This is a genomic window from Streptococcus tangpeifui (genome assembly GCF_044503215.1).
Classification (GTDB): domain Bacteria; phylum Bacillota; class Bacilli; order Lactobacillales; family Streptococcaceae; genus Streptococcus; species Streptococcus tangpeifui.
In genome coordinates, this window is the sequence record NZ_CP172427.1 from 786,896 (window position 1) to 813,441 (window position 26,546).

Here is a 26,546-nt window from a genome sequence, read left to right on the forward strand (position 1 = left end):
AGAAAGGAGGAAAACCATGTATCGGATTGTTCAGGCTCTGAATAACAATGTTGCACTCGTTAAAGATGCTTACGGTGAGCAAGCTGTTGTGATGGGGCTGGGGATTACTTTTAAAAAGAGTAAGGGCGATTTGATTGTTAGCGATAAAATTGAGAAAGTATTCTCTCTAAAAAGTAAGGAATCTAAAGATAATTTTTTAACACTGTTAAGAGATGTACCGCTTGATTTTATTACAGTCACCTATGATGTTATAGACAGCTTAACAAGCAAATATCATTATCCTGTTCAAGAATATATTTACGTTACCCTGACCGATCATATTTACTGTGCTTACAAAGCAATTCTTGATAATTCTTATCAAAAGAGTGAAATAACTCGTCTATCTAAGGATTATAAAAAAGAATATGAGATGGCTACAGAGGCTCTTGAAAGATTCCGCTGCCAACTTTTGAGTGATTTCCCTGATGACGAAGTCGGGCGAATCGCACTCCACTTTATCAATGCTAAAAGTCTGACAGTTGATGGAAAGAAGTCTAAAGTCCGGACAGCTAAGACTCTTTTAGAGAAGATACAAAAGGTTCTGAAGCAATACGATATTAAGCGGACAAAAGTGAATACCCATTTTTATGACCGCTTGATGGTTCATTTGACTTATTTCATTGAATACTTGGATAGAAGCAGAGATGACAATATGTCATTGCTGGAGATGGAAGATCAGATAAAGGAAACCTATCCTAAAGCTTATCAAATTGCTGATGAGATCTATCGGATTATCACAACCGAAACAGGGATAGATGATTGCCAAAGTGAAAGATTTTACATTACATTACATATTCAACGTTTGTTATAAACCCATTCTCTTAGTCAGTGTAGAAGGAGGAAAACTATGAATAGAGAAGAAACAACCTTATTAGGTTTTGAAATTGTTGCCTACGCCGGAGACGCTCGCTCAAAATTGCTAGAAGCTTTGAAAGCAGCACAAGCTGGTGACTATGAAAAGACAGAAAGTCTCATTGCGGAAGCAGATGCTTGTTTAGTCGATGCGCATAATGCTCAAACAAGTTTGCTCCAAAAAGAAGCGTCAGGTGATGATGTTGCTTTTAGCGTCACTTTGATGCACGGTCAGGACCACCTGATGACAACAATGGTTATTAAGGATTTGATTAACCATATCGTAGAACTTTATAAGAGAGGAAATTAATTATGAATGCCTTAATTGCTCAAATTGAAAAGGGCAAACCTTTCTTTGAGAAGGTGTCTCGAAATATTTATCTGCGAGCTATTCGTGATGGTTTTATTTCAGCCATGCCAGTTATCTTGTTTTCGAGTATCTTCCTCTTGATTGCCTATGTTCCAAATATTTTTGGGTTTACCTGGCCGAAAACTATTGAAAATGGTTTGATGACCCCTTACAACTATACCATGGGGATTATTGGTTTCTTAGTAGCTGGTACAACAGCCAAGTCTTTGACAGATTCTATGAATCGCCGCTTAGAAAGCACCAATCAAATTAATTTTATCTCAACCATGCTGGCATCAATGGCTGGCTTCCTAATCATGGCAGCTGATCCCGCTAAGGAAGGCGGCTTCCTCAGTGCTTTTATGGGAACTAAGGGCCTCTTGACAGCCTTTATTGCAGCTTTTATCACTGTTAATGTTTATAAGTTCTGTGTCAAACACAATGTGACGATTCGGATGCCTGAGGAGGTTCCACCAAATATCTCCCAAGTTTTTAAAGATATTTTCCCTTTTGCCTTCTCCATTATTATTCTTTACGCTATCCAATTGGTTGTGCACGCTACTATTGGTGTTAATGTAGCAGAATCAATCGGAACCCTCCTGGCTCCGTTATTCTCAGCTGCGGATGGCTATATTGGTATTACCATTATCTTTGGCGCCTACGCTCTTTTCTGGTTTGTGGGGATCCATGGTCCATCTATCGTCGAACCCGCGATTGCAGCGATTACTTACGCCAATGTTGAAACTAACTATCAATTATTACAAGCCGGCCAACATGCTGATAAGGTTATCACATCAGGAACGCAGATGTTTATCGCTACTATGGGTGGTACAGGGGCAACTCTGGTTGTGCCTTTTATGTTCATGTGGCTGACGAAGTCCAAACGGAATAAGGCCATTGGACGTGCTTCGGTTGTGCCAACTTTCTTTGGGGTTAATGAACCGATTTTGTTCGGTGCCCCAATCGTCTTGAATCCTGTTTTCTTTATTCCATTTGTTTTGACTCCAATCGTTAATGTCTGGTGTTTCAAGTTTTTTGTTGATACGCTTGGCATGAATAGCTTTAGTGTCAATTTACCTTGGACGACCCCTGGACCTTTGGGAATTGTTATGGGGACTGGCTTTGGTATTCTATCATTTGCTTTAGCTGCTCTCTTGATTGTAGTTGATGTCGCTATTTATTACCCATTCGTTAAGGTTTATGACGAGCAAATTTTAGCTGAAGAAGCAGCCGGTGGTGACGCTGCCGATTCTCTTAAAGAAAAAGTTGCTGCTAACTTTGATACTAAAAAGGCCGATGCCATTCTTGAAAATTCTGATACTCAAGCTGAAGCGGAAAGTAGCAGCATTCAAGAAGAAACCAATGTTCTAGTCCTGTGTGCCGGTGGCGGTACCAGTGGTCTCTTAGCTAATGCTCTTAATAAGGCAGCGGCAGAATATGGGGCACCTGTTAAGGCAGCTGCTGGAAGCTACGGTGCTCACCGTGAAATCCTGCCACAATATCAGTTAGTTATTTTGGCTCCGCAAGTGGCTTCTAACTACGACGACATGAAGGCTGAAACAGACAAACTTGGTATTAAATTAGCTAAGACTGAGGGAGCTCAATATATTAAACTGACACGTGATGGTCAGGGAGCTCTGGCATTTGTTGAAGAGCAATTTAAAGATTGAGAGGTCATAAGATGACTAAAACATTACCGAAAGACTTCATCTTTGGTGGCGCAACCGCTGCTTATCAGGCAGAAGGTGTCACCAAAGGAGAAGGTAAAGGTCCTGTTGCTTGGGACAAATATCTGGAAGATAATTATTGGTACACAGCAGAACCTGCCAGCGATTTTTACCACAAGTATCCTGTTGACTTGAAATTGGCTGAAGAATTTGGTGTTAATGGTATTCGTATCTCTATTGCTTGGTCGCGGATTTTCCCAGCAGGCTTTGGCGATGTTAATCCTAAAGGCGTTGAGTTCTATCACAATCTTTTTGCGGAATGTCACAAGCGTCATGTTGAACCCTTTGTGACCCTGCACCATTTTGATACGCCAGCAGCCCTCCATTCTAATGGAGATTTCCTCAACCGGAAAAATATGGATCATTTTGTTGATTATGCAAAATTCTGTTTTAAAGAGTTTCCAGAAGTTAACTACTGGACGACCTTCAATGAAATCGGCCCTATTGGTGATGGTCAGTATCTAGTAGGAAAATTTCCACCGGGTATTAAGTATGACTTAGCTAAGGTTTTCCAGTCCCATCATAATATGATGGTTTCCCATGCCCGTGCAGTGAAAGCTTTTAAAGATGGCGGCTACTCTGGTGAAATCGGTGTGGTTCACGCCCTGCCGACCAAGTATCCTTATGATCCGTCTAACCCAGCTGATGTGCGTGCTGCAGAACTGGAAGACATCATCCACAATAAATTTATCCTTGATGCCACTTATTTGGGAGAATACTCGGATAAAACCATGGAAGGGGTCAACCATATCTTAGGTGTCAACGGCGGAAAACTGGATCTGCGCGATGACGATTTTGCAGCTCTTAAAGCTGCTAAGGATTTGAATGACTTCTTGGGCATCAACTACTATATGAGTGATTGGATGCAGGCTTTTGATGGCGAAACGGAAATTATCCATAATGGTAAGGGCGAAAAAGGCAGTTCTAAATACCAAATTAAAGGTGTCGGGCGCAGAGAAGCGCCAACCCATATTCCAAAAACAGATTGGGACTGGATTATTTACCCGCAGGGACTGTATGATCAGATCATGCGCGTAAAAAGAGACTATCCTAATTATAAGAAGATCTATATCACCGAAAATGGTCTTGGTTATAAAGATGAATTTATCGACCATACTGTTTATGATGACGCACGGATTGACTATGTCAAAAAACACTTAGAGGTTCTTGCTGATGCCATTGCTGATGGTGCCAATGTCAAAGGCTACTTCATTTGGTCCTTGATGGATGTTTTCTCATGGTCTAATGGCTATGAGAAACGCTACGGTCTTTTCTATGTTGACTTTGATACGCAGGAGCGCTATCCTAAGAAGAGCGCTTACTGGTATAAAAAGTTAGCTCAAACTCAAGAAATTGATGAATAGATTAGTATACTTTATTAACTTTCTAACTTGTAACTTTCAAATATTTCTCCATTTATTAATTAAAATCTCCACCTAATTCATTAATTAACCCTTTTCTCAATTTCAGAAAAGACCGTAGCGAGGCAAGAGTCACAATGTTTAATTGAGACTCTTGTTTTGTTTTGATTTCAACTATAAGCTAAGTGAGGACAATAATGACGATTACATTAAAAAATGATGAATTAACCGTTCAATTATCAGAATTTGGTGCTGCGCTGACGTCGATCAAGGATAAGGATGGACTTGAGTATTTGTGGCAGGGCAATCCTGAGTATTGGAGCTCCCAAGCACCGGTACTCTTTCCTATCTGCGGCAGTTTGCGGATGAATTGGACTGTGTATAGGCCAGCGGATCGTCCGCATTTTACAGGCAGTATTCCTAGGCACGGATTAGTACGTAAGGAGTATTTTATAGTGGATAGCATCTCTGAGGATACTGTTACCTTTTCAATAAGGCCAACAGAAAAAATGCTGAGAGCTTATCCTTATCATTTTCATTTGAGCATTACGTACCGCTTATCAGGTAAAAGGATTCAGACGACTTATCAGGTGGCTAATGAGGAAACCAGCAAAACCTTACCCTACTTTATTGGCGGTCACCCAGGGTTTAATTGCCCTTTGCTGGAAATGGATAAGTATGAGGATTATTATCTAGAATTCGACGAAGAAGAAACGTGCTCAATTCCGCGTTCATTTCCAGATACAGGACTGTTGGATCTTAACGATCGACTTCCATTTTTGAATCAGCAGAAGAAGCTTGATTTAGATTATCGTTTATTCACCCGTGATGCTCTGACGCTGGATCGCCTTCAGTCTCGCGGTGTCACTTTACGTTCTCGTAAACATCACAAGGGCGTTCGATTAGATTTTCCGGATTTTCCTTATCTGGTGCTTTGGTCTACTGTCAACCAAAGTCCTTTCATCGCTCTTGAACCTTGGAGCGGCCTATCAACCTCGTTAGATGAGTCTGATTATTTTGAGGATAAGCGCAATGTTAGTTTGGTTGCACCCCAGCAAACCGATTGCAAGTCATTCAGCATTAGTATCCTTTAGAAAGTAGGTATCTATCATGTTAGAATCTTTAAAAACTTTGCGAAATAATTCTATAGCAGCTGCCTTTGAAATAGTTTACCTGATTACTTTTAAAGATAAATCCCATATCCCTCAAGTAACCAAGGAAATCAAATCCCTTGCCAAGTGGTATATTACCAGTGGTGAGGAGTGGTATGGTCATTCTGAGGACTCTCTAGAAGAGTTTAAGACAAAATTTCTAAATCTAACGGGTCTGACTGAAGATCAGGTAATCTTTAGCCAGGATCACCTTCCTTTTTCAAAATGATAAAGGAAGATAGGTTGGTCAAGTATCCCTGTTTTTGAATAAATTCTTGGCGCAGTGGTTAGGAGCAAGACTTGTTGGCTATGCCAACTTAGTCTTACCCCTGCACAGTTCATTAGGTGCTTTAGCACCAATGAACCACTGCTGATTGGCAGTCCTTATTCCTTTCGTAGCAAGGGGTAGCGGTCAACCTAATCAACTGTGCGGAGGTGGGATTGAAAGCCTGCCACCTAAAAACAGGAGAGTGGCAGAGCTCTGAGCCTTAAAATGGGCGAGCGAAGAAAATTAAAGTCGTGATTTTATCACGATTTACGATTTTTGTCCCACTCTCATCGGGAAATGAAGCTTGCAAAGCAAGTGTCAAAAACGGTCTGGGGAGAGATCGTTTCAGGTCACCACTTTAAAATTAGGGCGTGGTGAGGACCAAATTTTCAATTTTAGGGATGATCTCGCTCTCTTTTAAAGCTATTCATGGGCAATATCTGAGATATATCCATAGCCCTTTAAGTGTGACTGTGGCTTGAAAACACTAAGGTTTTTGTTTCGTAGTATAATAAAGTCAAAAGATAAGGAGGCAGCTATGAACCAAAAAGACCTCGAAAACCGCATCCAGTTAGCTCAGAACCCTCTTGTTGTCACAGGTGCAGGTGTCTCGACTCTATCTGGAGTTCCTGACTATACCACCATGAAAGGAATGAAACTTAAGGGGCGCTACTTCCAAGCCCGTGAAATTTTATCACGTCCTTTTTTCCAATCTTATCCTAGAGAGTTCTGGCAGTGGCATAAGCAACAATTTTTACAAAGACTGGAGCCCAACAAGGTTCACCGTTGGATCGCTAAGCAGGCAGTCCCTGTCCTGACACAAAATATTGATGGCCTTCACCGTCAGGCTGGTTCAAAGGAAATTATTGAATTTCATGGCAAGGCCGACAGAGGGATTTGTCAAATCTGTTTTCAAGAAATTGATTTGCGAGATGATCAAGCTATCATGGGACATGCTCACACTCTGCTAACCAATGACCCTCTAGCTATTCTAGCGGATCACGTTGACACAGAAATTGTCCTCTATGGTGATGCCATTGATCCCGACAATTTAGACTTAGCAGCTCGTTGGACTCAGTTCAGTGATCTCATCATTGTTATTGGATCAACCTTGGAAGTTTACCCTTTGGCAGGCTTAGTTCTGCAGCAAGATCCTGCAAAAATTATTTGGCTGGATAAGGAAAAAAATGAGGTGGCAAAGAGCCACCCCGATATCACATTTATTCAGGAAGATTTTAGAGATTTTTTTGAAGATTAATAGGAGCGCTTAAAAGACGCTCTTTTTAGTTAGCCAGATAACACTATTCTTAGATCGACTTCCTATTGGATTGTTTCTTCCTTATGCTGGCCAGTTACGTACATAGTAAAGCTGGCCTTGGCTACTAGTTCCTTGTTTTGATTGTTGATAGTGACATCAATGACTTTGGTGGTTCTACCGTCGTGGCTGCAGCTCCCTTCAATAGTCAGCTTGTCCCCTAAATTCCCTGGCTTGAGGTAATTGATGCTTGATTGGAGGGTCACGGCATCAGAACCAGTTGAAATGGCTGTTAGGCCGCTGATTTGATCACAGAGGGTGAAAAGATAGCCACCATGGGCATGGCCGTAGTAATTGAGTGATGACTGGACAATGTCACTGGTGACGACTACATGGCCATAGTCAAAACTGTTTAGTTGGTGATTTTCAAAGACTTTGATTTCGTGGATGTATTTCTCTTTCATATTTCGTTCCTCTTTGTTTTAGAAGAAAAGCAGACAAAAAGTTCTGCCTCCTTTGTATTGCTTTAGATTTACCAAATTAGTGCAGTGGTTGGGAGTAATACTTGTTGGCTATGCAACTTAGTCTTAACCCTGCACAGTTCTTAATTGGGGACTGTGCAAAATTCGTCTGGTATCCCTGTTTTAGAATTAATTTTTGGCACAGTGGCTGGCTGTTTTTCTTTTTGCCACAAGGTCAAAGCGGAAAACCTAACCAACTGAGCGGAGTGAAGGTGGGTTTGAAACGTTCCAGTGGTGTTTGATGGTCTGGAGATAGACCGCCAAAGTCTGCCGCCTTAAAACAAGAGAGCAGCAGAGGCCAAGGCATTCAAATGAGAGAGTGAGGAAAATCAAAATCGTGATTTTATCACGGTTTACTGATTTTTTTTTCTACTCTCAAACAATTTTTTCCAAAAACTCTTTTTTTCAGGCGCTGGTTCAGTAATCGTTTCAAAGAATTGGGGATAAACTTTAAAAATATCCGTCTCTGCTTGATTGACAGCTTTGTCGGTATGAACAATTAGGTCGAAAGCATGCTCGCCTTTTTCATTGACATTGGTAAAGCTGACGCCCGCCTCTTGAGCCATTTTCATGTAGATGACTTGATTGGTCTGAGTTAGATTAGAGCAGGATTTGACCTTGATGACAGAGTAGTTTTTCTTTAGGTCTTCCAAGATTTTTGGAAAAGCTGCCTTGACATCATCCCGGTTACCCATATTTTTATCAATCGTAAGCAAAACACGCTCACGAAAGGTGCCAATGTATCGGCGCTGCTCGTCTGGATTGAATCTTGTTTCACCAGAAGCAGCTGTCATTAATTTCTTCTCTAAATTATCCATAGTGTACCTCGTTACCTTATTTTATCATAAGATAGAAAATAAAGGCCAGAGATGGCCAAAATGATAAGGAAAAAGGGATTCAAAAATTTTTTCAAAATTTAAAAAATAATGATACAAGCTTCAGTTCTCGTTTGCTAATTAACGAAGTTTGTGTTACTATTGTGGTGTAAAAAATTAAAACTCATAAGGAGAGTATTGTAATGTCAATTATTACTGATGTTTACGCACGCGAAGTCCTTGACTCACGCGGTAACCCAACACTTGAAGTAGAAGTTTATACTGAATCAGGTGCTTTCGGACGTGGTATGGTTCCTTCAGGAGCTTCTACTGGTGAACACGAAGCAGTTGAACTTCGTGACGGTGACAAATCTCGTTACGGCGGTCTTGGCACTCAAAAAGCTGTTGACAACGTAAACAACATCATCGCAGAAGCTATCATCGGTTACGATGTACGCGACCAACAAGCAATCGACCGTGCAATGATCGCTCTTGATGGTACTCCAAACAAAGGTAAATTGGGTGCAAATGCTATCCTTGGTGTGTCTATCGCTGCAGCACGCGCAGCTGCTGACTACCTTGAAATCCCACTTTACAGCTACCTTGGTGGATTCAACACTAAAGTTCTTCCAACTCCAATGATGAATATCGTCAATGGTGGTTCTCACTCTGACGCTCCAATTGCTTTCCAAGAATTCATGATTATGCCTGTTGGTGCACCAACATTCAAGGAAGGTCTTCGTTGGGGTGCTGAAGTATTCCATGCATTGAAGAAAATCCTTAAAGAACGTGGTTTGGAAACAGCTGTTGGTGATGAAGGTGGATTTGCACCTCGTTTCGACGGTATTGAAGATGGTGTTGAAACTATCCTTAAGGCTATTGAAACAGCTGGTTACGAAGCTGGTGAAAACGGAATCATGCTCGGTTTCGACTGTGCTTCATCAGAATTCTACGAAGATGGCGTTTACGACTACACTAAATTCGAAGGTGAAACTGGTGCTAAGCGTACTGCCGCTGAACAAATCGATTACATCGAAGAATTGGTAAATAAATATCCAATCATCACAATTGAAGATGCTATGGATGAAAACGACTGGGAAGGTTGGAAAGCTCTTACTGAACGCCTTGGTAATCGTGTTCAATTGGTTGGTGACGACTTCTTCGTTACAAATACTGACTACCTTGCACGTGGTATCAAAGAAGGTGCTGCTAACTCAATCCTTATCAAGGTTAACCAAATCGGTACTTTGACTGAAACATTCGAAGCTATCGAAATGGCTAAAGAAGCTGGTTACACTGCAGTTGTATCACACCGTTCAGGTGAAACAGAAGATTCTACAATCGCTGACATCGCAGTTGCAACTAACGCTGGTCAAATCAAGACAGGTTCATTGTCACGTACAGACCGCATGGCTAAATACAACCAATTGCTTCGTATCGAAGATCAACTTGGTGAAGTTGCTCAATACAAAGGAATCAACTCATTCTACAACCTTAAAAAATAAGGTTTTAGCGGAGTCCTGATAAAAGCTACTAGGTTTTCCTAGTAGCTTTTTTGTGATCTTTTAGAAAGGAGAGCTCGGACTAAATTAGGGGATTACTTCCGCAAAGATTCTTTTATAAACTCTTGCCGATACTGTCTGGGTGTTAACTTGTAATATTTCTTAAACTGACGATTAAAATTGGATTGGTTGGCGAAACCGACCTGACTAGTGATATCTTGGATCGAGTGGTTAGTCTGCAGGAGTACCGAGTAAAGCAATACTATTATCTGAAAAATAGATATTATGACATTAAATTTCGGGAGATGGCGTTTACAAAAAAATAGGGGAGTAGTACAATGAGGGGGAACCAATAATGTGAAAGAGGTAACAAAATGAAATTAGTTGCGATTGTTGGGACTAATTCGGCCCGTTCAACTAACCGAAAACTCTTAAAGTTTATGGCTAGGCATTTTGCCAACCAAGCTGACATTGAAATCCTAGAAATTCAGGATCTGCCAGCCTTTAATGAACCCGAAGATAAGCAAGTTCCTCAAGCTGTGGCTGACTTTAACGAGAAGATTGCAGATGCAGAGGGTGTGATTATTGCAACTCCGGAATATGACCACACTATTCCAGCACCGCTCTCAAGTGCCTTGGAATGGATTGCTTACACCAGCCGCCCTCTGATTAATAAGCCAACGATGATTGTCGGGGCTTCACTTGGACTTCTGGGGACTTCTCGGGCGCAGGCCCACCTGCGGCAAATCTTAGATGCTCCAGAATTAAAGGCTAGGGTTATGCCTGGAAATGAATTCCTATTAGGCCACTCCGAGCAGGTTCTAACCGATGATAACCAGCTAAATAATCCTGAGAAAGTTTCCGAACTGGATGATTGCTTTGCGGAATTTCAAGGCTTTGTTAACCTAACCAATCAGTTGGTCAAGGAAGCTGATACAAAGCGTAAACAAGCCTTCGCTTGGGAAGTGTAAAGGGAGAAATTATTATGAAATTAGTTGCTATTGCGGGGACCAATGCTAAGCATTCCTACAATCGATTGTTATTGCAGTTTATGGCTAAACATTTTGCTAATAAAGCCGAGATTGAAATCTTGGACATCGATCAAGTTCCCATGTTTAATGAAACCGATGATCAGACAGATTCACCTATCATCCAAAATTTTAATCAGAAGATTACTGAGGCTGAAGGGGTTATTATTGCTACACCTGAGCATAATCATACCATTCCTTCCAGTTTGAACAGTTTACTTGAATGGCTGTCTTTTAATATTCATCCGCTTGATGGCAAACCAATTATGATTGTTGGAGCTTCCTATTCTGAGCAGGGGTCTTCACGGGCTCAGCTGCATTTGCGGCAGATTTTGGATGCTCCTGGTGTGAATGCGACCGTTATGCCAGGCAATGAATTTTTGCTGGGCTTTGCTCATAAAGCTTTTGATGATGAGGGTGATCTCAAGGATCAAAAGACAGTAGACTTTTTAGAAAGTTGTTTCTATCGTTTTGTCCGCTTTGTCAATGTCGCTAACCAGCTTAATGAGCCTGAAGACGTTCATTTTGAGCCTGGTGAATATGAGGTTACGACAGAAGGCCATAATGGACCTCTGCCTGTGACGGTTACCTTGTCTGATGACAGAATTGAAAAGATTGATATTGATAGTTCTGGCGAAACTTCTGGCATTTCTGATATTGTCTTTACCCGTATTCCAAATGAAATTATTGAAGGACAAACTCTTAATGTGGATGCTGTTTCTGGAGCTTCTGTAACCTCCAACGGTGTTCTTGATGGTGTAGCCCGAGCAATTCGGCTAGCTGGCGGTAATCCTGATACGTTGAAGAAGCGGTCGAAGGCTCCGTCCGCCTTAGATAAGGAAGACAAGGAGTTTACCACCGATGTTTTGGTTGTTGGCGGTGGTGGTGCCGGTCTTTCTGCCGCAGCTACTGTTTTGCAAAAGGGAAAATCCGTTGTTCTTTTGGAAAAATTCCCAGCCTTAGGCGGGAATACAGTTCGAGCTGGTGGTCCTATGAATGCTCCGGATCCTGACTGGCAAAAGACCTTTGCGGCTAATCCTGGCGAAGCCCATAACTTGGAAGAGTTGATTTCCAAGGATTTATCAACAATTGATCCAGAATATCGTGACGATTTTCAAGCACTTCAAGAACAAGTCGAAGCCTATCTTAAAGATCCAAGTTTTCTCTTTGACTCTCAATTGCTCTATCGTATCCAAACCTATCTAGGTGGTAAACGAACTGACCTCAAGGGTAATGAAATTCATGGCAATTATGATTTGGTGAAAATTTTGACCGAACATGCCTTGGATTCGGTTCACTGGCTGGAAAATGTCGGGGTTGAATTTGATCACAGTGATGTAACCATGCCGGTAGGGGCTATCTGGCGCCGCGGTCATAAGCCTAAGACGCCAATGGGCTATGCCTATATTTCCGTCCTTGACAACTATGTTCGTAAGGCAGGAGGCACTATTCTGACAGATACCCCTGTTAAGGAATTGCTTGTTGAAGATGGTCATATCAAAGGAGCAATTGCAGAAGGTCGCAACGGTCAAACCATTACAGTTTATGCCAAGGCTGTAATTCTGGCCTCGGGCGGTTTTGGTGCGAATACTGAGATGTTGCAGAAATACAACACTTATTGGACAGAAATTGACGATGACATCAGGACGTCCAACTCACCAGCTATCACAGGAGATGGTATTATCCTTGGTCAAAGTGTTGGAGCAGATCTTGTTGGTATGGGCTTCACTCAGATGATGCCTGTATCGGATCCAGAAACTGGAGCTCTCTTTTCAGGCCTGCAGGTACCGCCTGCAAACTTTATCATGGTTAATAAGGAAGGTAAGCGTTTCGTTGATGAATATGGTAGCCGTGATAAATTGTCACAAGCGGCTATTGATAACGGCGGACTTTTCTATTTGATTGCGGATGATAATATCAAACAAACAGCCTATAATACTAGTGACGAAAAAATCGAGGCACAGGTAGCAGCAGGTACGCTTTATCGCGCTGATACTCTAGAAGAATTAGCAGAGAAAATTAATATTGATCCAAAGGTCTTTGTCCAAACTATTACTGATTATAATTCTTATGTCGATGCGGGTTATGATCCTGAATTTAATAAGGGAGCCTTTGACCTCAAGGTTGAGAAAGCGCCTTTCTATGCGACTCCGCGTAAGCCAGCAGTTCACCATACCATGGGTGGCCTGAAGATTGATACACAAGCCCATGTTATCAGCCAACAAGGCCGTATTATTTCGGGTCTCTATGCAGCAGGAGAAGTCGCTGGCGGTCTTCATGCTGGTAATCGTCTGGGCGGCAATTCCTTGACTGATATCTTTACCTTCGGCCGAATTGCTGGTCAAACTGCAGTGGATGAGTGGTGCTAAAACAGTATAAAATATCAAGAGGCTGGGCAAGACATCCATGATGGCTCCGCCCTCACCCACAGAATAATGAAAACGGACACACAGCCCTCACTAGGTGTATAATCTTAGTGAGGGCTTTGTGGTTGACGAGTTAATGATTCTAGTAATCGAGGGCAAAACTGATCCACTCTACTGACGAGCACCCCAAAATATGCGATAAGCATGAGTATAAAAATACGACTAAAATTCGGTAGATAAGCTCTCTTATTTTAGGAAGGAGGGAATTGTCATGGATGTTCTCTATCAATCTTGTGCAGGTATTGATGTCCATCAAGCCAATATTGTTGTTTGTATTTTACATGGGTCACTCACCTCAACTCGTCCAAAGCGTGAGATGGCAACTTTTGATACAACAACTAAAGGCCTACGTGCTTGCCACGATTTTCTTAGACAATTTCATGTGGAAGCCGTTGGTCTGGAAAGCACCGGTGTTTATTGGCGACCTGTCTGGCATGCTCTATGTGATGACTTCGAGTTGATACTCGCTCAACCAGCTCACATGAAGGCCATTCCGGGTCAGAAAACCGATAAGAAAGATGCTCACTGGATTGCTAAATTAACACGGATTGGTCTGCTTCCTCGGAGTTTCGTTCCCGATGAAACCATCCAAGAATTGAGAGAGTTGACCAGACAACGAAAACATTATGTGGAAAGCCGTAATCGTGAAACCAATCGTATTCATAAAATTCTTCAGTCAGGCGGCATTAAGATAACGACGTATATCGAAGATATTATGGGTGCTTCTGGTCGTCATCTCCTTCAACTATTGATTGATAAGACGCCTATTACTCCTCGCATTGTCCATCAATCAGTTTATACCACCTTGAAGAAGAAAGTGCCACAACTTCTGGAAGCCTTGGATGGTTATTTCTCTGACCATCATTGCTTTATGTTAAAGCAGTCCTTGGAGATTTATGATTTTTATCAGAAGCAGATTGAGTTGTTGGAAGAGCGAATCAATAGCTATCTATCACAATACGAGAAACAAGTAGAAGTTTTGGATTCTATTCCTGGTATCGATGTGATTACAGCTTCTGTCATCATTTCTGAGGTTGGTGTTGACATGAGCCAGTTTCCAACTGCTGGACATTTAGCCTCTTGGGCAGGACTTTGTCCTGGTAATAATGAGAGTGCTGGCAAGAAACGTAGTACCAAGATTCGACATGGTAATTCCTATTTGAAAAAATGCTTATGTCAAGCCGCTTTTGCCGCTAGGAATCAAAAAGGAAGTCCCTTAGTGGAACGATTTTATCAGATTCAAAATCGGCGTGGTCCACAGAAAGCAACAATTGCCCTAGCACATCAATTATTAAAAATAGCCTATATCCTCTTAAAAGGACAGATGACTTATTCTGAATTTTTAGCACAGAAAAAGACTACTAGGGACGAGCTAGTAGTCTAAATATAATTTTTTTCGCTTTGATTATATCATAGGGAGGGAATTTTTGCATTCTTTGTAGTTTTCGTATAAAACTCTGGTGAAGTGGCTGTGAGCAGGAATTGTTGGCTAGGCCAAGAAGTCTTACCTTCGCACAGTAGATGGGGTGGCCGTTATCACTTGCGGAGTAGTTAAACAGTCCAGTGGACTGTTTAAGGGGATGCTTGAAATGGGACTGCACCCCAAGATAAGGATCTCCAATCAACTACTGCGTCAAATTATTATGACTGCAAAAAATAGAAGGCTAGAATACTTTTCTCAGCCTCGATAAATTACTGCTGACCGTCTTTCCTTTGACCACAAGGCCAAAGCAGAAAACCTAAACGAATATGATGGTCATCGATCATCTTATTTCCAACCTCAAAAGGTCCTCTGAACCTTTGAGCTGTGCAGGGGGACAAAAAGGTCTGGGAGACCTTTTTAATCGGGAAATGGAAATGAAGTTTGCAAAGCAAGCGTCAAAACGCTCTGAGGAGAGACCATTTAGGTCACCACTTTAAAACCAAGACGTGGTAAGAATCAAAATTTTTAATAATTTGGTTGATCCCACTCTCTTTTTATCTTGCAAAAGGCTAGAACATCTGTTATATTAAAATAGTACAAAAAGTTAAAGTCTGTGCACTTGAACATGCTTAAGACTCTGAGGGGTTCAGCAGTCTGGGGAGAGACTGCTGAAGTTTGTTGCTTAAAAGTGAAAAAGCAACAATTAGTCGGCAGAAACTTCAAGCCCTTAAATTCCTTTGAACCACTTCACGGCTTAGTCTCGTGTGAATGGAACACGGGCACTTGGCTAAAAAGACAGCGTATTCCCCCAGAATACTTGTGACTCTGTGTCGAATCCGAAACCCCTATTTTAGCTATGCCCACAGAAGTCCTTTGTATCTTAATCATGAACCGTTTACGATTCTGTTGAAAAAGAATTTCTAGATGTTAGTGCACCTTTGTCAAGATTCCTATTTTTGGGAGTGCTTCATGGCTTAATATCCCTATGAAAGAGAGATCATAAAATGAAACCTAATCTTTTTACTGAAACGGCAAAAGGTAAGATAACGAAGTCCATTATATTATTAATTCTTATAGCTCTGATGCTCTTGTTTTTAGGTACTCTGATAGGTGGACTTAGCCTAGTGCCTGTTACTTTAATTTATTATCTTGAGCATGGCTTTCCGGCCCCTAGTCCGTCTGGAGAAATACAAACCAGCTTACCATTTTCAACAGATGTTTCTACCTTAATTGAGCTTTTTGCCTTTTTGGGCATTTATCTAACTGTCTTTGGTTGGGTTAAATGGGTAGAGAAACGTCCCATTTCTTCTATGGGATTGTTTAAAAAGGATGCAGGTAGAGAACTAGCCAAGGGCTGGTTGGTTGGTGCAGGACTTTTTAGCATCATAGTGGTTTTATTGAGCCTTTTTGGAATGGTTGATTTGGAAAAAATTAATGTCTCAGCTAAAAGCCTAGGATTCCTATTATTATATGTATTTGCTTGGCAAATTCAAAGTGGGGCTGAGGAACTCTTGACTAGGGGCTGGTTAATGCCTGCAGTGGCTAGCCATCATCGGAAATTTACGGCCGTTATGGTAGCTTCGCTTCTGTTTGGCTTATTGCATCTGCCTAATGCTCATGTGACCATTATTTCTCTCTTAGTGGTCATATTATTTGGTCTCATGATGTGCCTCTATGTCATTTGGAAGGGCAATATCTGGGGCGTGTTTGGGCTTCATGCGGCATGGAATTGCTTTCAAGGTTCTGTTTTTGGTATCCCAGTTTCTGGCACAGCTGTCTTGCCATCATCTATTATCCAGTTGAAGTTAAAAGGGGCATCGTATTTGAGTGGTGGTGCTTTTGGTGTAGAGGGAAGTATTTTGACGGTATTCGTGCTATCCCTAGTTTGTCTCTACCTCTATTTAAAAATTCGTAAGGGAGTAGTAGTGCCATAAACATTTGAAGTAAGCCTGCTGTTGTTTATTATGCCCTCCCTCTTCAAGGAATTTTCCTCATTTATCTTTGGAGTGTTTAATGGATCGAGCTCACCTCCCTATGGATTGCCTCTGTCTACACTCCTGTGAAAAAACTTACCTGCCTAGAACTTGTCAAGGTTCCTATTGTTTGAATGCTTCATGGATCATATCCTTATGAAAGGGAAAACATAGAATGAAACCTAATCTTTTTACCGAAACTGCCAAGGGCAGAGTAACTAAGTATATTGCTGTAGCGATTCCTCTTGCAGTCTTTCTATTTGCTGCTGGTCAGCTTTTAGGGATTGGAATTATGGAAGGGATTGTTAAAATTCTATCTTTGTTCGGCTTGCCTGCTCAATGGGCAGATATAAGAATGTTAACATTTTTAACCTATGATATAGGGGTATTTGTTATCTTTTTTGGCTGGGTAAAATGGGTAGAGAAACGTCCGATTTCCTCTATGGGATTGTTTAAAAACCGGGTAGGATCGGAATTGCTGAAGGGCTTGCTCTGGGGCGGAGTTATGTTTACGGTTATCATTCTGTTGCTTGGTCTTTTAGGGATAGCTCGACTTGATAAGGTTAATCTGACCTTTTCAAGTTTTGTTTTTCTAATGATTTTCAGTTTTGCTTGGCAGATTCAAAGTGCTGGTGAAGAATTAATGACAAGAGGCTGGTTGCTGCCAGTTCTCGCTAGCCATCATCGAAAGGTTACAGCAGTTTCTATCGTGTCACTTTTATTTGCAGTTCTTCATTTATTGAGTCCTCACATTACTCTGATATCTTTACTTAATGCCAGTCTTTTTGGTCTCATGATGTGCCTCTATGTCATTTGGAAGGGTGATCTCTGGGGTGCTTTTGGCCTTCATGCAGCTTGGAATTGTTTCCAAGGCTCTGTTTTTGGGGTTCAAGTTTCGGGACTCAGTCTGGTTTCATCGGCTATTTTTAAGTTCAAGCTCTCTGGGCCTACCTATTTGACGGGTGGTCAGTTCGGTATCGAGGGGAGTTTGCTGACTTTACTGATTTATGCATCAGTTTGTCTCTTCATCTACTTGAAAATTCGGGAAGAGGCGGTAGTAGTGCCATAAATATCCAATAAAATCTAGGTTTCAACCTAGTTTTTTGATATAATGTAGGAGCTTTGATTATTGTGAGTTTTGCTTTTTGAGGCGGTGCTCAACTAGGAGTTTAATATGAATTTTGTTTTTGACTTAGATGGAACTCTATCTTTTGATGGTTATAGTATTGATGAGTCCATCAAAGAGGTCTTGGCTCAAGCGGCTAGCTATGGCCATAAGGTGAATTTTGCTTCGGCTCGTTCCTATCGTGATTCCCTTGATATGTTGGGTGAAAAACTAGCTCAAGAGCGCGTTTTCGGTCTTAATGGCGGTCTCGTTTATGAAAGAGGTCAGTTGATTCTCGAGCATAACTTAGATCCTGTAGGCTATCAGGAGGCTGTAAACTATTGCCGTTACTTTAATCTGCCTTTCTTTGTTGATAATTGTTTTAATTATGCAACAGATAATGAGGAATACATTCCTTTTATCAAGATGGTTGACCCTTTAAATTTGGCTCAGAAAGTTTCGGCTGATGAATTGAAAAATCCCATTAAAATGGTGATTTATCTGGGAAATCATGAGGATCTCCTAGCTGATATTACTTATCAAGCTAAGGAGACGGACTTGTTTGAATTGATTTATCATGAAAGTGAGAAGTGCCTTTATCTCAATCCTAACCATATCAGTAAGTCTTCAACTATTAGGGAAGTGTTTGATGAGCCTTACATAGCTTTTGGCAATGATAAAAATGATATTGGTATGTTTAAAGATGCGCTTTATGCTGTTCAGGTCGGTCGTTATCCTTACTTGAAGACTTATGCAGATGACCAAGTAGAAGCAGATAGTCAAGCTGTTGCTGCTAAGATATTAGAGCTTTTTCAAGAATTTCAAGGGAAATAGGTTGGCCTTGCTTTTTGAGATTTTTTAATTGAGATACAGTTTGGCCTGGAATTTATTCTTATAATAGAAAAATCAGCTTTTCGCAGGACACCGAAAGCTGATTTTTTTGTAAACAAAACACTAACAAATTAGTTAATTAGTGAATGGTCCTCTTTCTCATAACAATCCCAGTTATTGTCGCTAGTAACAGCGTGAGGTAGCCATAGAGGGAAAGATAGCTCTTAGCTTGCCCTGTTTGCGGAAGCTTATTGGCTTTACTTTGAGCTGCAGTAGGAGAAACATGCTGTCCAGATTGTAAAGAATAGCTGTCTGTGCAGCGTCATCATATTCAGGAGAGTCTGTATTAAAATAGTCTAGCTGTCCACCAATCAAATCATTGAATTTTTTAACTTCTGGTGAGAAGCGACGGCAGTATGGACAAGTCGGACGCCCAAGGTAAAGAGTATGTTCTTTTCCATCCTGTGTAAACATTTGATAGACATCAGTCATTGAGACCTTGTTCAAATTAGCAACATTAGCTTCATACTCCTTAGGAGTAATTGACGTAATCTCCTGCTCATTTTCTCCAGCAGCTGTAGTAACAGAAGGTGTTGGAGGATTGGTATTGTTTGCAGATTCTTGTTTTTGAACAGTGGCAGCACTGTTATTGTTTTCGGTAGGGGACTTAGCAGTCGTATCATCTCCTGCTGGAGTAGTATTAGGATTAGACTCCGGGTGCATCAGGTGCTTGTGATGTTTGCTGAGCTTGGTCTGAACCCTCGTGTTCTGGGCCAGCGGCACTATCTGTATTATCTGTGTTTTTATCCGCTGAGGTAGAAGAAGGAAGAGCTTGTTCAGTATTAGGACTACTCTGCTGATTGCTCTTGTCAGGTATAAAGTTATAAGATTGGGATACGATTTATACATGTGGCTGTGATGTTTATTAGTAGAGATAGGGGGGATACGGATGGGTGTCTACAAACATTATGCGATAGGATAACATGCGAAATTACAGAATTTATTAGTCTCTTTCTCTAAGACTTTGCTTTAGTTCTTAATTGTTTTTTTTATTTTTCTAGTAAATTTTGGCACAAAATTATGGGAGTGGGAAAGGATCCACAAACAAAATTTTCGTAATTTCCAGCTAAATGCGATATGATTGAGGCGTCGTTAGACTCAAAGAAAATCAAAAGTAGACAAGGTGCGACCAGTACTTTGGTAGGGTAAGCTGAGATTAAGATACAAAGCTGTTAAGCGTTTCAAAGATTTTAGGAAGTTTGACACAGAGTCATTAATTTAAAGATTCAAGGAAAACTTATTTATTTTCGCAAAAACGTAGGTATGTTCAGTTTGCAGCGATCTATCGTTTTGGTTTTCAAAGGGTATGGAAACGGCTAGAAAGTGAGATAACGATGCCAACATTTTTAGGACAACCAGTCACAGTGGCTATAGATGACCAGCTACAGGTGGGAGATACCGCCCCTGATTTTACTTTGATAGGAACGGATTTGAAGAAGCAATCTCTGTCAGATTTCGCTGGGAAGAAAAAAGTTCTGAGTATTGTACCTTCTATTGACACGGGTCTCTGTTCGACCCAAACCAGAACTTTTAATAAGGAGCTTTCAGATATGGCTGATACAGTAGTCATTACCATCTCAGCTGATTTGCCTTTTGCTCAAGAAAAATGGTGCGGAGCCCAAGGTTTAGACGATGCTGTTTTACTCTCGGATTATTATGATAATGATTTTGGTAAGGCTTATGGGGTTTTGATGGAGGAGTGGCACTTACTGGCGCGTGCCGTTTTAGTGCTTGACGAAAACAACCAAGTGACTTATACGGAATATCTGGATAATATTAATTCAGAGCCGGATTATCAGGCAGCTCTTGCTGCTGTTCAGGCTTTGTGATTGATACCGATTAGTTAAAAATGCTAAAAAACTAAGTTGATTATGGTTTGGCTGCTTAAACAACCTGTTTTTTAGCCTTTTTTTGCTTTTCTTGATAATTTAGGGTATGATATAGCAGAAGAATGATACGCTTTCACATAACTTCCATGAAAACGTAGGGAGAAGGAGGAGTTCCATGAGGCTGGTAGAAGACTATCTGGCTAATCAAGTGGAGAAGCTGCCACTGGGACAAGTAGCAAGAGCCTTTAAGGGGAAAGCTGTTTCTAGTAAAGCTGACCCTGGACGTGTTAGCTATATTAATTTGTCGGATATGACAGAGTTTGGAATCGATTATCAAAACCTCAAAACTTTTGATGAGGAAATAGAGAAGTTACAGAAGTACTTGTTAGAGACTGGTGATGTTTTAGTCGCTTCTAAAGGAACTGTTAAAAAGGTTGCTGTTTTTGAGGAGCAGCTTTTTCCAGTGGTGGCATCTTCTAATATTACAGTTTTACGCCCTAGTGAGACCCTCAGTGGTTTTTATCTCAAGCTCTTTTTAGAATCAGAGGTGGGACAGGCTCTTTTGGATACAGCCGACCATGGCAAGGGTGTTCTGAATATTTCGACTGCCCAGCTTTTGGAAATTCCTATCCCTCAGATTCCTCTGGTTAAGCAAGACTATCTTGTCCAGTATGCCAACAGGGGACGGGCTGATTATCAACGCAAGATAGCAAGAGCTCAGCAGGAATGGCAATATATCAAGGAAGAAGTTGAAAAAAACCTCTATTAATCATTGGAGTTGAGACAGGCAGGTATAGGTACTACTGCACTTTCACACAAAAAATATGATAGTAGAACGGATCAGCTCATGAGGGTGTCGCTCATGGCCGTATGGTATGTCTCGGCTTCGTAAAACAAACCCGATGGTAAAAATTAAAAAACGAACAGAGTTGGATTTCTAACAGTGGAAATTCCAGTTTTGTTCGTTTTTTTGAGGTTTTATATCACAAAACAGGAAGTGATAACAAAGTATTGCTAAACTGAAAACCTTTTTATTCAGTGTCATTTAGTTAAGACATTCTATCCCAAATCTTTGAGGATAGGAGCTTTTTACTACTAGTGACTTTAGCCCACCCTGTAGTTGTGAAATCGTTATAGATAACTAAAAAAGGCTTTCAGAAAGTGTTTGTTTATGTTATGAAAGCTAAAGATAATTGATTTGAAAATCTTATGAAAGTAAAACATTTGCAATGTCACTGATTTGATATAATTATCAAAAAAATTGACATCTAACTTTCTTCATTCTTAAATATGAAAGTGCTATCATAGAAAATGTTGTTATATGACATTCTTCTAAGGTTTAATAACAACACAGTTTAATTTAATAGCTATAGGAGTGTTTTTTATGGAACAAAAGCTACATTATAAGCTTCACAAGGTTAAGAAACATTGGGTGACTATCGCAGTAGCCACTGCCGGTTTGGTAACACTTGTGGGTGCTGGTACAGTATCAGCTGAGGAAAATACCGGAACGGATACAGCAGCACAGACAGCGGCGGTAGAGGAATCTGGACAGCAAAATCAGGCTAAAGCCGACGATGCTAATACAGTTAATGATTCAGCCTCATCCGATCAAACAGTAGCAGCAGATCAAAACCAAGCTGATACACAAAATCAAGCAACTGCTGAACAGGCAATTGATCAAGGTCAAGCAGCAGACCAAGCTCAAGCTCAAACTCAAACGCCTGCGACAGATGGCACAGCAGTTGTACGTCAAGATGCAGCCAATGTTGCGACAGCGGCTGACCAACAGCAAGCGGGGCCTTCTGAACAAGAAAAGACAGCAGCTATGTCGCTTGATAATGTCAAGCAAGTTGATGGCAAGTACTATTATGTTCAAGCGGATGGCTCTTATAAGAAGAATTTTGCCATTACTGTCAATGGACAAATGCTTTATTTCGATGGTGATACTGGTGCCCTTTCGTCAACATCGACTTATTCTTTCTCTCAAGGCTTGACAAATATCGTTGATGATTTTACCAGTCACAACAAGGCTTACGATTCAACCGCTAAGAGCTTTGAGTTGGTTGATGGCTATTTGACGGCAAACTCATGGTACCGTCCTGCTTCGATTCTGCGCAACGGTCAAACATGGGAAGCATCAAATGAAAATGATTTGCGTCCGGTTTTGATGAGTTGGTGGCCTGATAAGGACACTCAAGTTGCCTATCTCAACTATATGACTAAGTATTTGGGGGCTGGTAATGAAGAGTTTACCAATGAGACTTCTCAAACAGCTTTGAATAAGGCAGCTCAGCTGGTGCAAACGCGTATTGAACAAAAAATTACCAGTGACAATAACACGGAGTGGCTTCGCACTGCTATCAAGGCTTTTGTAGCAACGCAATCCAAGTGGAATATGAGCACCGAAAACTTTAACAAGAGCGATCACTTGCAAGGCGGGGCTTTGCTTTACACCAATAGTGATTTGACTCCTTGGGCTAACTCTGATTATCGTCTGCTCAACCGCACTCCTACTATGCAAACGGGTGAACAGAAGTATTTTGATGAAGATGGTATGGGTGGTTATGAGTTCCTCCTGTCTAATGATGTCGATAACTCTAATCCAGTAGTTCAAGCTGAAATGCTCAACCAACTGCATTATCTAATGAATTGGGGCTCGATTGTACTCAATGATAAGGATGCCAACTTTGATGGAGTTCGGGTTGATGCCGTTGATAATGTTAATGCCGACTTGCTCCAAGTTTACACCAATTACTTCGAAGAATACTATAAGGTTAATCAAAAAGAAGCCAACGCTCTGGCACATCTTTCTATTCTAGAAGCTTGGTCTGGCAATGATAATTGGTACAATACCAATACAAACGGAGCTGCTCTGTCTATTGATAACCAATCTCGTTTGACTTCCTTAGCCGTCCTGACTAAGCAACCAGGTCAACGGGTCGGTCTTGAAAGTATCATATCTGATTCTGTTAACAAGGAACGTGGTGATGACCGTGCTTACGGTGATTCTATTCCAACTTATTCCTTCGTTCGGGCACATGACTCAGAAGTGCAAACTGTTATTGCTAAGATTATCAAGGAAAAAATTGATACCAATACTGATGGTTATACCTTTACTTTGGATCAGTTGAAAGATGCTTTCAAGATTTATAACGAAGACATGAACAAGGTCAGCAAGACCTACACCCACTATAATATGCCAGCGGCTTATGCCCTGCTTTTAAGTAATATGGAATCTGTGCCACGGGTGTACTATGGGGACCTCTATACAGATGATGGCCAATACATGGCTAAGAAAACACCTTACTATGATGCCATCACCACTATGCTGCAAGGGCGGATTGCCTATGTATCTGGTGGACAAAATGAGCAGGTTCATACTGTGAATGGCAGCAATAAAGTTTTGGCTTCTGTTCGTTTTGGTCAAGACATCATGTCTGCTGATGATACTCAGGGAACGGATCTCAGCCGCACTTCGGGTATGGTGACCCTGGTCAGCAATGATCCTAATCTCAACCTTGGCGGAGATAGCTTTAAGGTAAATATGGGTAAAGCCCATGCCAACCAAGCCTACCGTCCATTGCTTTTGGGAACTAATGATGGCGTTAAATCTTATCTCAAAGATTCTGATACTAGTCTAGTTAAATATACTGATGCTGACGGTAATTTAACCTTCACTGCTGATGATATTAAAGGCTATTCAACAGTTGATATGAGCGGTTACTTAGCTGTTTGGGTACCAGTTGGTGCCAAAGATGGACAAGATATTCGTGTTGCAGCAAGTACAGCTGACAAAGGACCAAATCGTTTGACCTTTGAAAGTTCCGCAGCTCTTGATTCACAAGTTATCTACGAAGGCTTCTCAAACTTCCAAGATTTTGCAGCTTCAGATGCTGATTATACAAATAAGAAGATTGCTGAAAATGCAGACTTCTTCAAGAAACTTGGTATCACATCATTCGAAATGGCACCTCAGTATGTATCAGCCACAGATGGTAGTTTCCTTGATTCTATCATCGAAAATAGTTATGCTTTCAGCGACCGTTATGACCTTGCTATGAGTAAGAATAACAAATATGGTTCTAAGGAAGACTTGGCTAATGCTCTTAAGAGCTTGCATGCTAATGGTATCCAAGCTATCGCTGACTGGGTTCCAGACCAAGTCTATCAATTGCCTGGAGAAGAAGTGGTGACAGCTAAGCGGACTGATAACTATGGTAAACCAACCTTCGATGCCTTTGTGAATAATACTCTCTATGCTGCGAATACTAAGAGCAGCGGTAAGGATTACCAAGCTCAGTATGGCGGTGCCTTCCTTGATGAACTCAAGGCTAAATACCCTCACATGTTTGAAGTCAATATGATTTCAACCGGTAAGCCAATTGACCCATCAACCAAGATTAAACAATGGGAAGCTAAATACTTCAATGGTACCAATGTTCTCGGAAAAGGGGCTGGTTATGTCCTTAGTGATGATGCTACTGGCACTTACTTCAAGGTTGATGCAGCTGGTAATTTCCTACCGGCAGGTCTGACAGGTGACCAAAATGCTAAGACTGGTTTCTACTATGATGGCACTGGTATGACTTATTATTCAACAGCAGGTAACAAGGCTGTCAATAGCTTTGTTTATGAAGGTGGTCATTATTACTACTTTGATAAAGATGGTCACATGGTAACAGGTACCTACAAGACTGCTGATGGTAATGAGTATTACTTCTTGCCAAATGGTATCCAATTGCGGGATGCTATCCATCAAGATGAGAAGGGTAACAGATACTACTATGGTCGGACTGGTATCCTCTATAAGGGTGATAACTGGTATCCATTCGTATCTGCTACTAACCCTAATAAGACTGTCTTCCGTTACTTTGATTCCAACAATGTTATGGCTACAGGCTACAGAGATATGTACGGTCAAACTTACTACTTTGACGAAAATGGCTTCCAAGCCAAGGGTCAATTTGTGACTGATGATAAGGGTACCCATTACTTCGATGAAGATAATGGTGCTATGGCTAAGAATAAATTTGTCAATGATGGTGATAACTGGTACTACATGGATGGTAACGGTAATGCTGTCAAGGGACAATACCCAGTTGACAATCAAATTCTTTATTTCAATCCAGAAACGGGCGTTCAGGTTAAAGGACAATTTATTACTGATGCCCAAGGTCGGATTTCCTACTATGACGCCAACTCAGGCGCCCTGAAGTCGAGTGGTTTCTTCACAACCAACGGCAATGACTGGTACTATGCTGAAAATGGTTATGTTTACAAAGGTTTCAAGCAAGTAGCTGAAAATCAAGATCAGTGGTATTACTTCGATCAAACAACAGGCAAACAAGCCAAGGGTGCAGTAGCAGTCAATGGTCAGCAGCTCTACTTTGATAAGGATTCCGGTATTCAAGTTAAGGGTGGTTTTGCTGACGATGGTGCTGGCCATACGTCATACTACCGTGGAGATTCTGGTGATAAGGTTGTCGGCGGTTATTTCACAACTGGTAACAACGCTTGGTTCTACGCCGATGAAAATGGTTATGTTGCTAAAGGCTTCAAGGAAATGGATGGTCATTGGTACTACTTCGATGACGTAACCGGTCAACAAGCCAAGGGTGCTGTAACAGTTAATGGTCAACAGCTCTACTTTGATGTTAATTCCGGTATTCAAGTTAAGGGTGACTTTGTCACCGATGGCCAAGGCAACACTTCTTATTACGACCTCAACTCAGGCGATAAGAAGGTCGGCGGCTTCTTTACAACTGGCAACAATGCTTGGTATTATGCGGATGCTCAGGGTAATCTAGCCAAAGGTCGTCGTTTCATTGACAATCAAGACCTCTACTTTGATCCTACAACCGGTAAACAAGTTAAGGGTGCTTTGGTAGCTATTGATGGCCGTAGTTATTATTTTGATGTTGATTCAGGTAATATGGCTAAAAACCGTTTTGTTCGTATCAACGATCAATGGATTTACTTCGGCAATGATGGTGCAGCCACTAATCTATAATCTATGAAACTAGGCTGT

General features: G+C 41.2%; 20 protein-coding genes and 2 pseudogenes. 17 read left to right on the forward strand and 5 right to left on the reverse strand.

From position 1 onward, the window contains the following. Positions 1–16 precede the first annotated feature (16 nt). The 7 genes from ACFSN5_RS03720 (at position 17) to ACFSN5_RS03750 (ending at position 7,005) form a co-directional block, all read left to right on the forward strand. The gene (locus ACFSN5_RS03720; protein ID WP_165209809.1) at positions 17–850 is read left to right on the forward strand and encodes a PRD domain-containing protein; all 834 of its coding nucleotides are present in this window, start codon (positions 17–19) and stop codon (positions 848–850) included. Between the two features lie 36 nt (positions 851–886). Beyond that, positions 887–1,201: a PTS lactose/cellobiose transporter subunit IIA gene (locus tag ACFSN5_RS03725; RefSeq protein WP_165209722.1), complete on the forward strand. Its 315-nt coding sequence runs from the start codon at positions 887–889 to the stop codon at positions 1,199–1,201. Positions 1,202–1,203: 2 nt separating this feature from the next. After that, entirely contained in the window at positions 1,204–2,910 is a 1,707-nt protein-coding gene (locus ACFSN5_RS03730; RefSeq protein WP_165209725.1) for a lactose-specific PTS transporter subunit EIIC, read from the forward strand. 11 nt (positions 2,911–2,921) lie between these two features. Then, positions 2,922–4,331 carry a 6-phospho-beta-galactosidase gene (lacG, locus tag ACFSN5_RS03735; RefSeq protein ID WP_165209728.1) on the forward strand — a complete coding sequence of 470 codons (1,410 nt, stop codon included), beginning with the start codon at positions 2,922–2,924 and terminating at the stop codon, positions 4,329–4,331. Positions 4,332–4,525: 194 nt separating this feature from the next. Continuing rightward, positions 4,526–5,422, forward strand: a complete 897-nt coding sequence (locus ACFSN5_RS03740) for an aldose 1-epimerase family protein (protein WP_165209731.1) — start codon at positions 4,526–4,528, stop codon at positions 5,420–5,422. 16 nt (positions 5,423–5,438) lie between these two features. Further along, positions 5,439–5,708 (forward strand): DUF3884 family protein, encoded by a 270-nt coding sequence (locus tag ACFSN5_RS03745; protein WP_206221342.1) that lies wholly within the window; start codon positions 5,439–5,441, stop codon positions 5,706–5,708. Positions 5,709–6,285: 577 nt separating this feature from the next. Continuing rightward, a complete protein-coding gene (locus tag ACFSN5_RS03750) occupies positions 6,286–7,005 on the forward strand; it encodes a Sir2 family NAD-dependent protein deacetylase (RefSeq protein WP_165209734.1) in 720 nt (239 codons plus the stop codon). Between the two features lie 62 nt (positions 7,006–7,067). Here the strand turns inward: ACFSN5_RS03750 and ACFSN5_RS03755 are convergent, their stop codons facing one another. Next, on the reverse strand, positions 7,068–7,466 hold the full coding sequence (locus ACFSN5_RS03755; RefSeq protein WP_165209737.1) for a PaaI family thioesterase: 399 nt from the start codon (positions 7,464–7,466) through the stop codon (positions 7,068–7,070). Positions 7,467–7,876: 410 nt separating this feature from the next. Beyond that, positions 7,877–8,341, reverse strand: a complete 465-nt coding sequence (locus ACFSN5_RS03760; protein WP_165209740.1) for a DUF1694 domain-containing protein — start codon at positions 8,339–8,341, stop codon at positions 7,877–7,879. Between the two features lie 200 nt (positions 8,342–8,541). Here ACFSN5_RS03760 and eno point away from each other — a divergent pair, with 200 nt between their 5' ends. Then, on the forward strand, positions 8,542–9,843 hold the full coding sequence (eno, locus tag ACFSN5_RS03765; protein ID WP_165209743.1) for a surface-displayed alpha-enolase: 1,302 nt from the start codon (positions 8,542–8,544) through the stop codon (positions 9,841–9,843). A gap of 92 nt (positions 9,844–9,935) precedes the next feature. On the opposite strand, the pseudogene ACFSN5_RS03770 reads toward eno, so the two are convergent. Then, positions 9,936–10,088, reverse strand: a pseudogene (locus tag ACFSN5_RS03770) (helix-turn-helix domain-containing protein); the annotation flags it as partial. A gap of 126 nt (positions 10,089–10,214) precedes the next feature. Between ACFSN5_RS03770 and ACFSN5_RS03775 the strand changes: the two are divergent. The 6 genes from ACFSN5_RS03775 to ACFSN5_RS03800 all read left to right on the forward strand — a co-directional run bounded on the left by ACFSN5_RS03775 (position 10,215) and on the right by ACFSN5_RS03800 (position 18,629). Continuing rightward, positions 10,215–10,811 (forward strand): NADPH-dependent FMN reductase, encoded by a 597-nt coding sequence (locus ACFSN5_RS03775; RefSeq protein ID WP_165209746.1) that lies wholly within the window; start codon positions 10,215–10,217, stop codon positions 10,809–10,811. Positions 10,812–10,825: 14 nt separating this feature from the next. Next, the gene (locus tag ACFSN5_RS03780; protein ID WP_165209749.1) at positions 10,826–13,237 is read left to right on the forward strand and encodes a flavocytochrome c; all 2,412 of its coding nucleotides are present in this window, start codon (positions 10,826–10,828) and stop codon (positions 13,235–13,237) included. Positions 13,238–13,505: 268 nt separating this feature from the next. After that, on the forward strand, positions 13,506–14,678 hold the full coding sequence (locus ACFSN5_RS03785) for an IS110 family transposase (RefSeq protein ID WP_398600534.1): 1,173 nt from the start codon (positions 13,506–13,508) through the stop codon (positions 14,676–14,678). 1,043 nt (positions 14,679–15,721) lie between these two features. After that, entirely contained in the window at positions 15,722–16,651 is a 930-nt protein-coding gene (locus tag ACFSN5_RS03790) for a CPBP family intramembrane glutamic endopeptidase (protein WP_398601047.1), read from the forward strand. A 214-nt stretch (positions 16,652–16,865) separates the two neighbouring features. Continuing rightward, the gene (locus tag ACFSN5_RS03795) at positions 16,866–17,759 is read left to right on the forward strand and encodes a CPBP family intramembrane glutamic endopeptidase (protein ID WP_398601049.1); all 894 of its coding nucleotides are present in this window, start codon (positions 16,866–16,868) and stop codon (positions 17,757–17,759) included. Positions 17,760–17,864: 105 nt separating this feature from the next. Further along, positions 17,865–18,629 (forward strand): HAD-IIB family hydrolase, encoded by a 765-nt coding sequence (locus ACFSN5_RS03800; protein ID WP_165213330.1) that lies wholly within the window; start codon positions 17,865–17,867, stop codon positions 18,627–18,629. Between the two features lie 136 nt (positions 18,630–18,765). Here the strand turns inward: ACFSN5_RS03800 and ACFSN5_RS03805 are convergent. Both ACFSN5_RS03805 and ACFSN5_RS03810 read right to left on the reverse strand, forming a co-directional pair. Then, positions 18,766–18,840, reverse strand: a pseudogene (locus ACFSN5_RS03805) (hypothetical protein); the annotation flags it as partial. Then, on the reverse strand, positions 18,810–19,349 hold the full coding sequence (locus ACFSN5_RS03810) for a hypothetical protein (RefSeq protein WP_241154234.1): 540 nt from the start codon (positions 19,347–19,349) through the stop codon (positions 18,810–18,812). The pseudogene ACFSN5_RS03805 and the gene ACFSN5_RS03810, both read right to left, overlap by 31 nt. A 671-nt stretch (positions 19,350–20,020) precedes the next feature. Between ACFSN5_RS03810 and tpx the strand changes: the two genes are divergently transcribed. From tpx to ACFSN5_RS03825, 3 genes are all read left to right on the forward strand, one after another. Further along, complete coding sequence (tpx, locus tag ACFSN5_RS03815) at positions 20,021–20,515, forward strand: thiol peroxidase (protein ID WP_165213332.1); 495 nt, start codon at positions 20,021–20,023, stop codon at positions 20,513–20,515. Positions 20,516–20,690: 175 nt separating this feature from the next. Further along, a complete protein-coding gene (locus ACFSN5_RS03820; protein WP_165213334.1) occupies positions 20,691–21,284 on the forward strand; it encodes a restriction endonuclease subunit S in 594 nt (197 codons plus the stop codon). Positions 21,285–21,899: 615 nt separating this feature from the next. Further along, positions 21,900–26,528, forward strand: coding sequence for a glycoside hydrolase family 70 protein (locus ACFSN5_RS03825; RefSeq protein ID WP_398601052.1), 4,629 nt, complete (start codon positions 21,900–21,902; stop codon positions 26,526–26,528). The last annotated feature ends 18 nt before the right edge of the window (positions 26,529–26,546 follow it).

What these genes read in the sequence shown, in the direction of transcription:
- ACFSN5_RS03795 (WP_398601049.1), top strand. Translation starts at nt 16,866, where the DNA reads ATGAAACCTAATCTTTTTACCGAAACTGCCAAGGGCAGAGTAACTAAG.
- ACFSN5_RS03745 (WP_206221342.1), top strand. Translation starts at nt 5,439, where the DNA reads ATGTTAGAATCTTTAAAAACTTTGCGAAATAATTCTATAGCAGCTGCC.
- ACFSN5_RS03755 (WP_165209737.1), bottom strand. Translation starts at nt 7,466, where the DNA reads ATGAAAGAGAAATACATCCACGAAATCAAAGTCTTTGAAAATCACCAA.
- lacG (WP_165209728.1), top strand. Translation starts at nt 2,922, where the DNA reads ATGACTAAAACATTACCGAAAGACTTCATCTTTGGTGGCGCAACCGCT.
- eno (WP_165209743.1), top strand. Translation starts at nt 8,542, where the DNA reads ATGTCAATTATTACTGATGTTTACGCACGCGAAGTCCTTGACTCACGC.
- ACFSN5_RS03750 (WP_165209734.1), top strand. Translation starts at nt 6,286, where the DNA reads ATGAACCAAAAAGACCTCGAAAACCGCATCCAGTTAGCTCAGAACCCT.
- ACFSN5_RS03780 (WP_165209749.1), top strand. Translation starts at nt 10,826, where the DNA reads ATGAAATTAGTTGCTATTGCGGGGACCAATGCTAAGCATTCCTACAAT.
- ACFSN5_RS03720 (WP_165209809.1), top strand. Translation starts at nt 17, where the DNA reads ATGTATCGGATTGTTCAGGCTCTGAATAACAATGTTGCACTCGTTAAA.
- ACFSN5_RS03760 (WP_165209740.1), bottom strand. Translation starts at nt 8,341, where the DNA reads ATGGATAATTTAGAGAAGAAATTAATGACAGCTGCTTCTGGTGAAACA.
- tpx (WP_165213332.1), top strand. Translation starts at nt 20,021, where the DNA reads ATGCCAACATTTTTAGGACAACCAGTCACAGTGGCTATAGATGACCAG.
- ACFSN5_RS03740 (WP_165209731.1), top strand. Translation starts at nt 4,526, where the DNA reads ATGACGATTACATTAAAAAATGATGAATTAACCGTTCAATTATCAGAA.
- ACFSN5_RS03820 (WP_165213334.1), top strand. Translation starts at nt 20,691, where the DNA reads ATGAGGCTGGTAGAAGACTATCTGGCTAATCAAGTGGAGAAGCTGCCA.
- ACFSN5_RS03800 (WP_165213330.1), top strand. Translation starts at nt 17,865, where the DNA reads ATGAATTTTGTTTTTGACTTAGATGGAACTCTATCTTTTGATGGTTAT.
- ACFSN5_RS03725 (WP_165209722.1), top strand. Translation starts at nt 887, where the DNA reads ATGAATAGAGAAGAAACAACCTTATTAGGTTTTGAAATTGTTGCCTAC.
- ACFSN5_RS03810 (WP_241154234.1), bottom strand. Translation starts at nt 19,349, where the DNA reads ATGCACCCGGAGTCTAATCCTAATACTACTCCAGCAGGAGATGATACG.
- ACFSN5_RS03730 (WP_165209725.1), top strand. Translation starts at nt 1,204, where the DNA reads ATGAATGCCTTAATTGCTCAAATTGAAAAGGGCAAACCTTTCTTTGAG.
- ACFSN5_RS03785 (WP_398600534.1), top strand. Translation starts at nt 13,506, where the DNA reads ATGGATGTTCTCTATCAATCTTGTGCAGGTATTGATGTCCATCAAGCC.
- ACFSN5_RS03825 (WP_398601052.1), top strand. Translation starts at nt 21,900, where the DNA reads ATGGAACAAAAGCTACATTATAAGCTTCACAAGGTTAAGAAACATTGG.
- ACFSN5_RS03775 (WP_165209746.1), top strand. Translation starts at nt 10,215, where the DNA reads ATGAAATTAGTTGCGATTGTTGGGACTAATTCGGCCCGTTCAACTAAC.
- ACFSN5_RS03790 (WP_398601047.1), top strand. Translation starts at nt 15,722, where the DNA reads ATGAAACCTAATCTTTTTACTGAAACGGCAAAAGGTAAGATAACGAAG.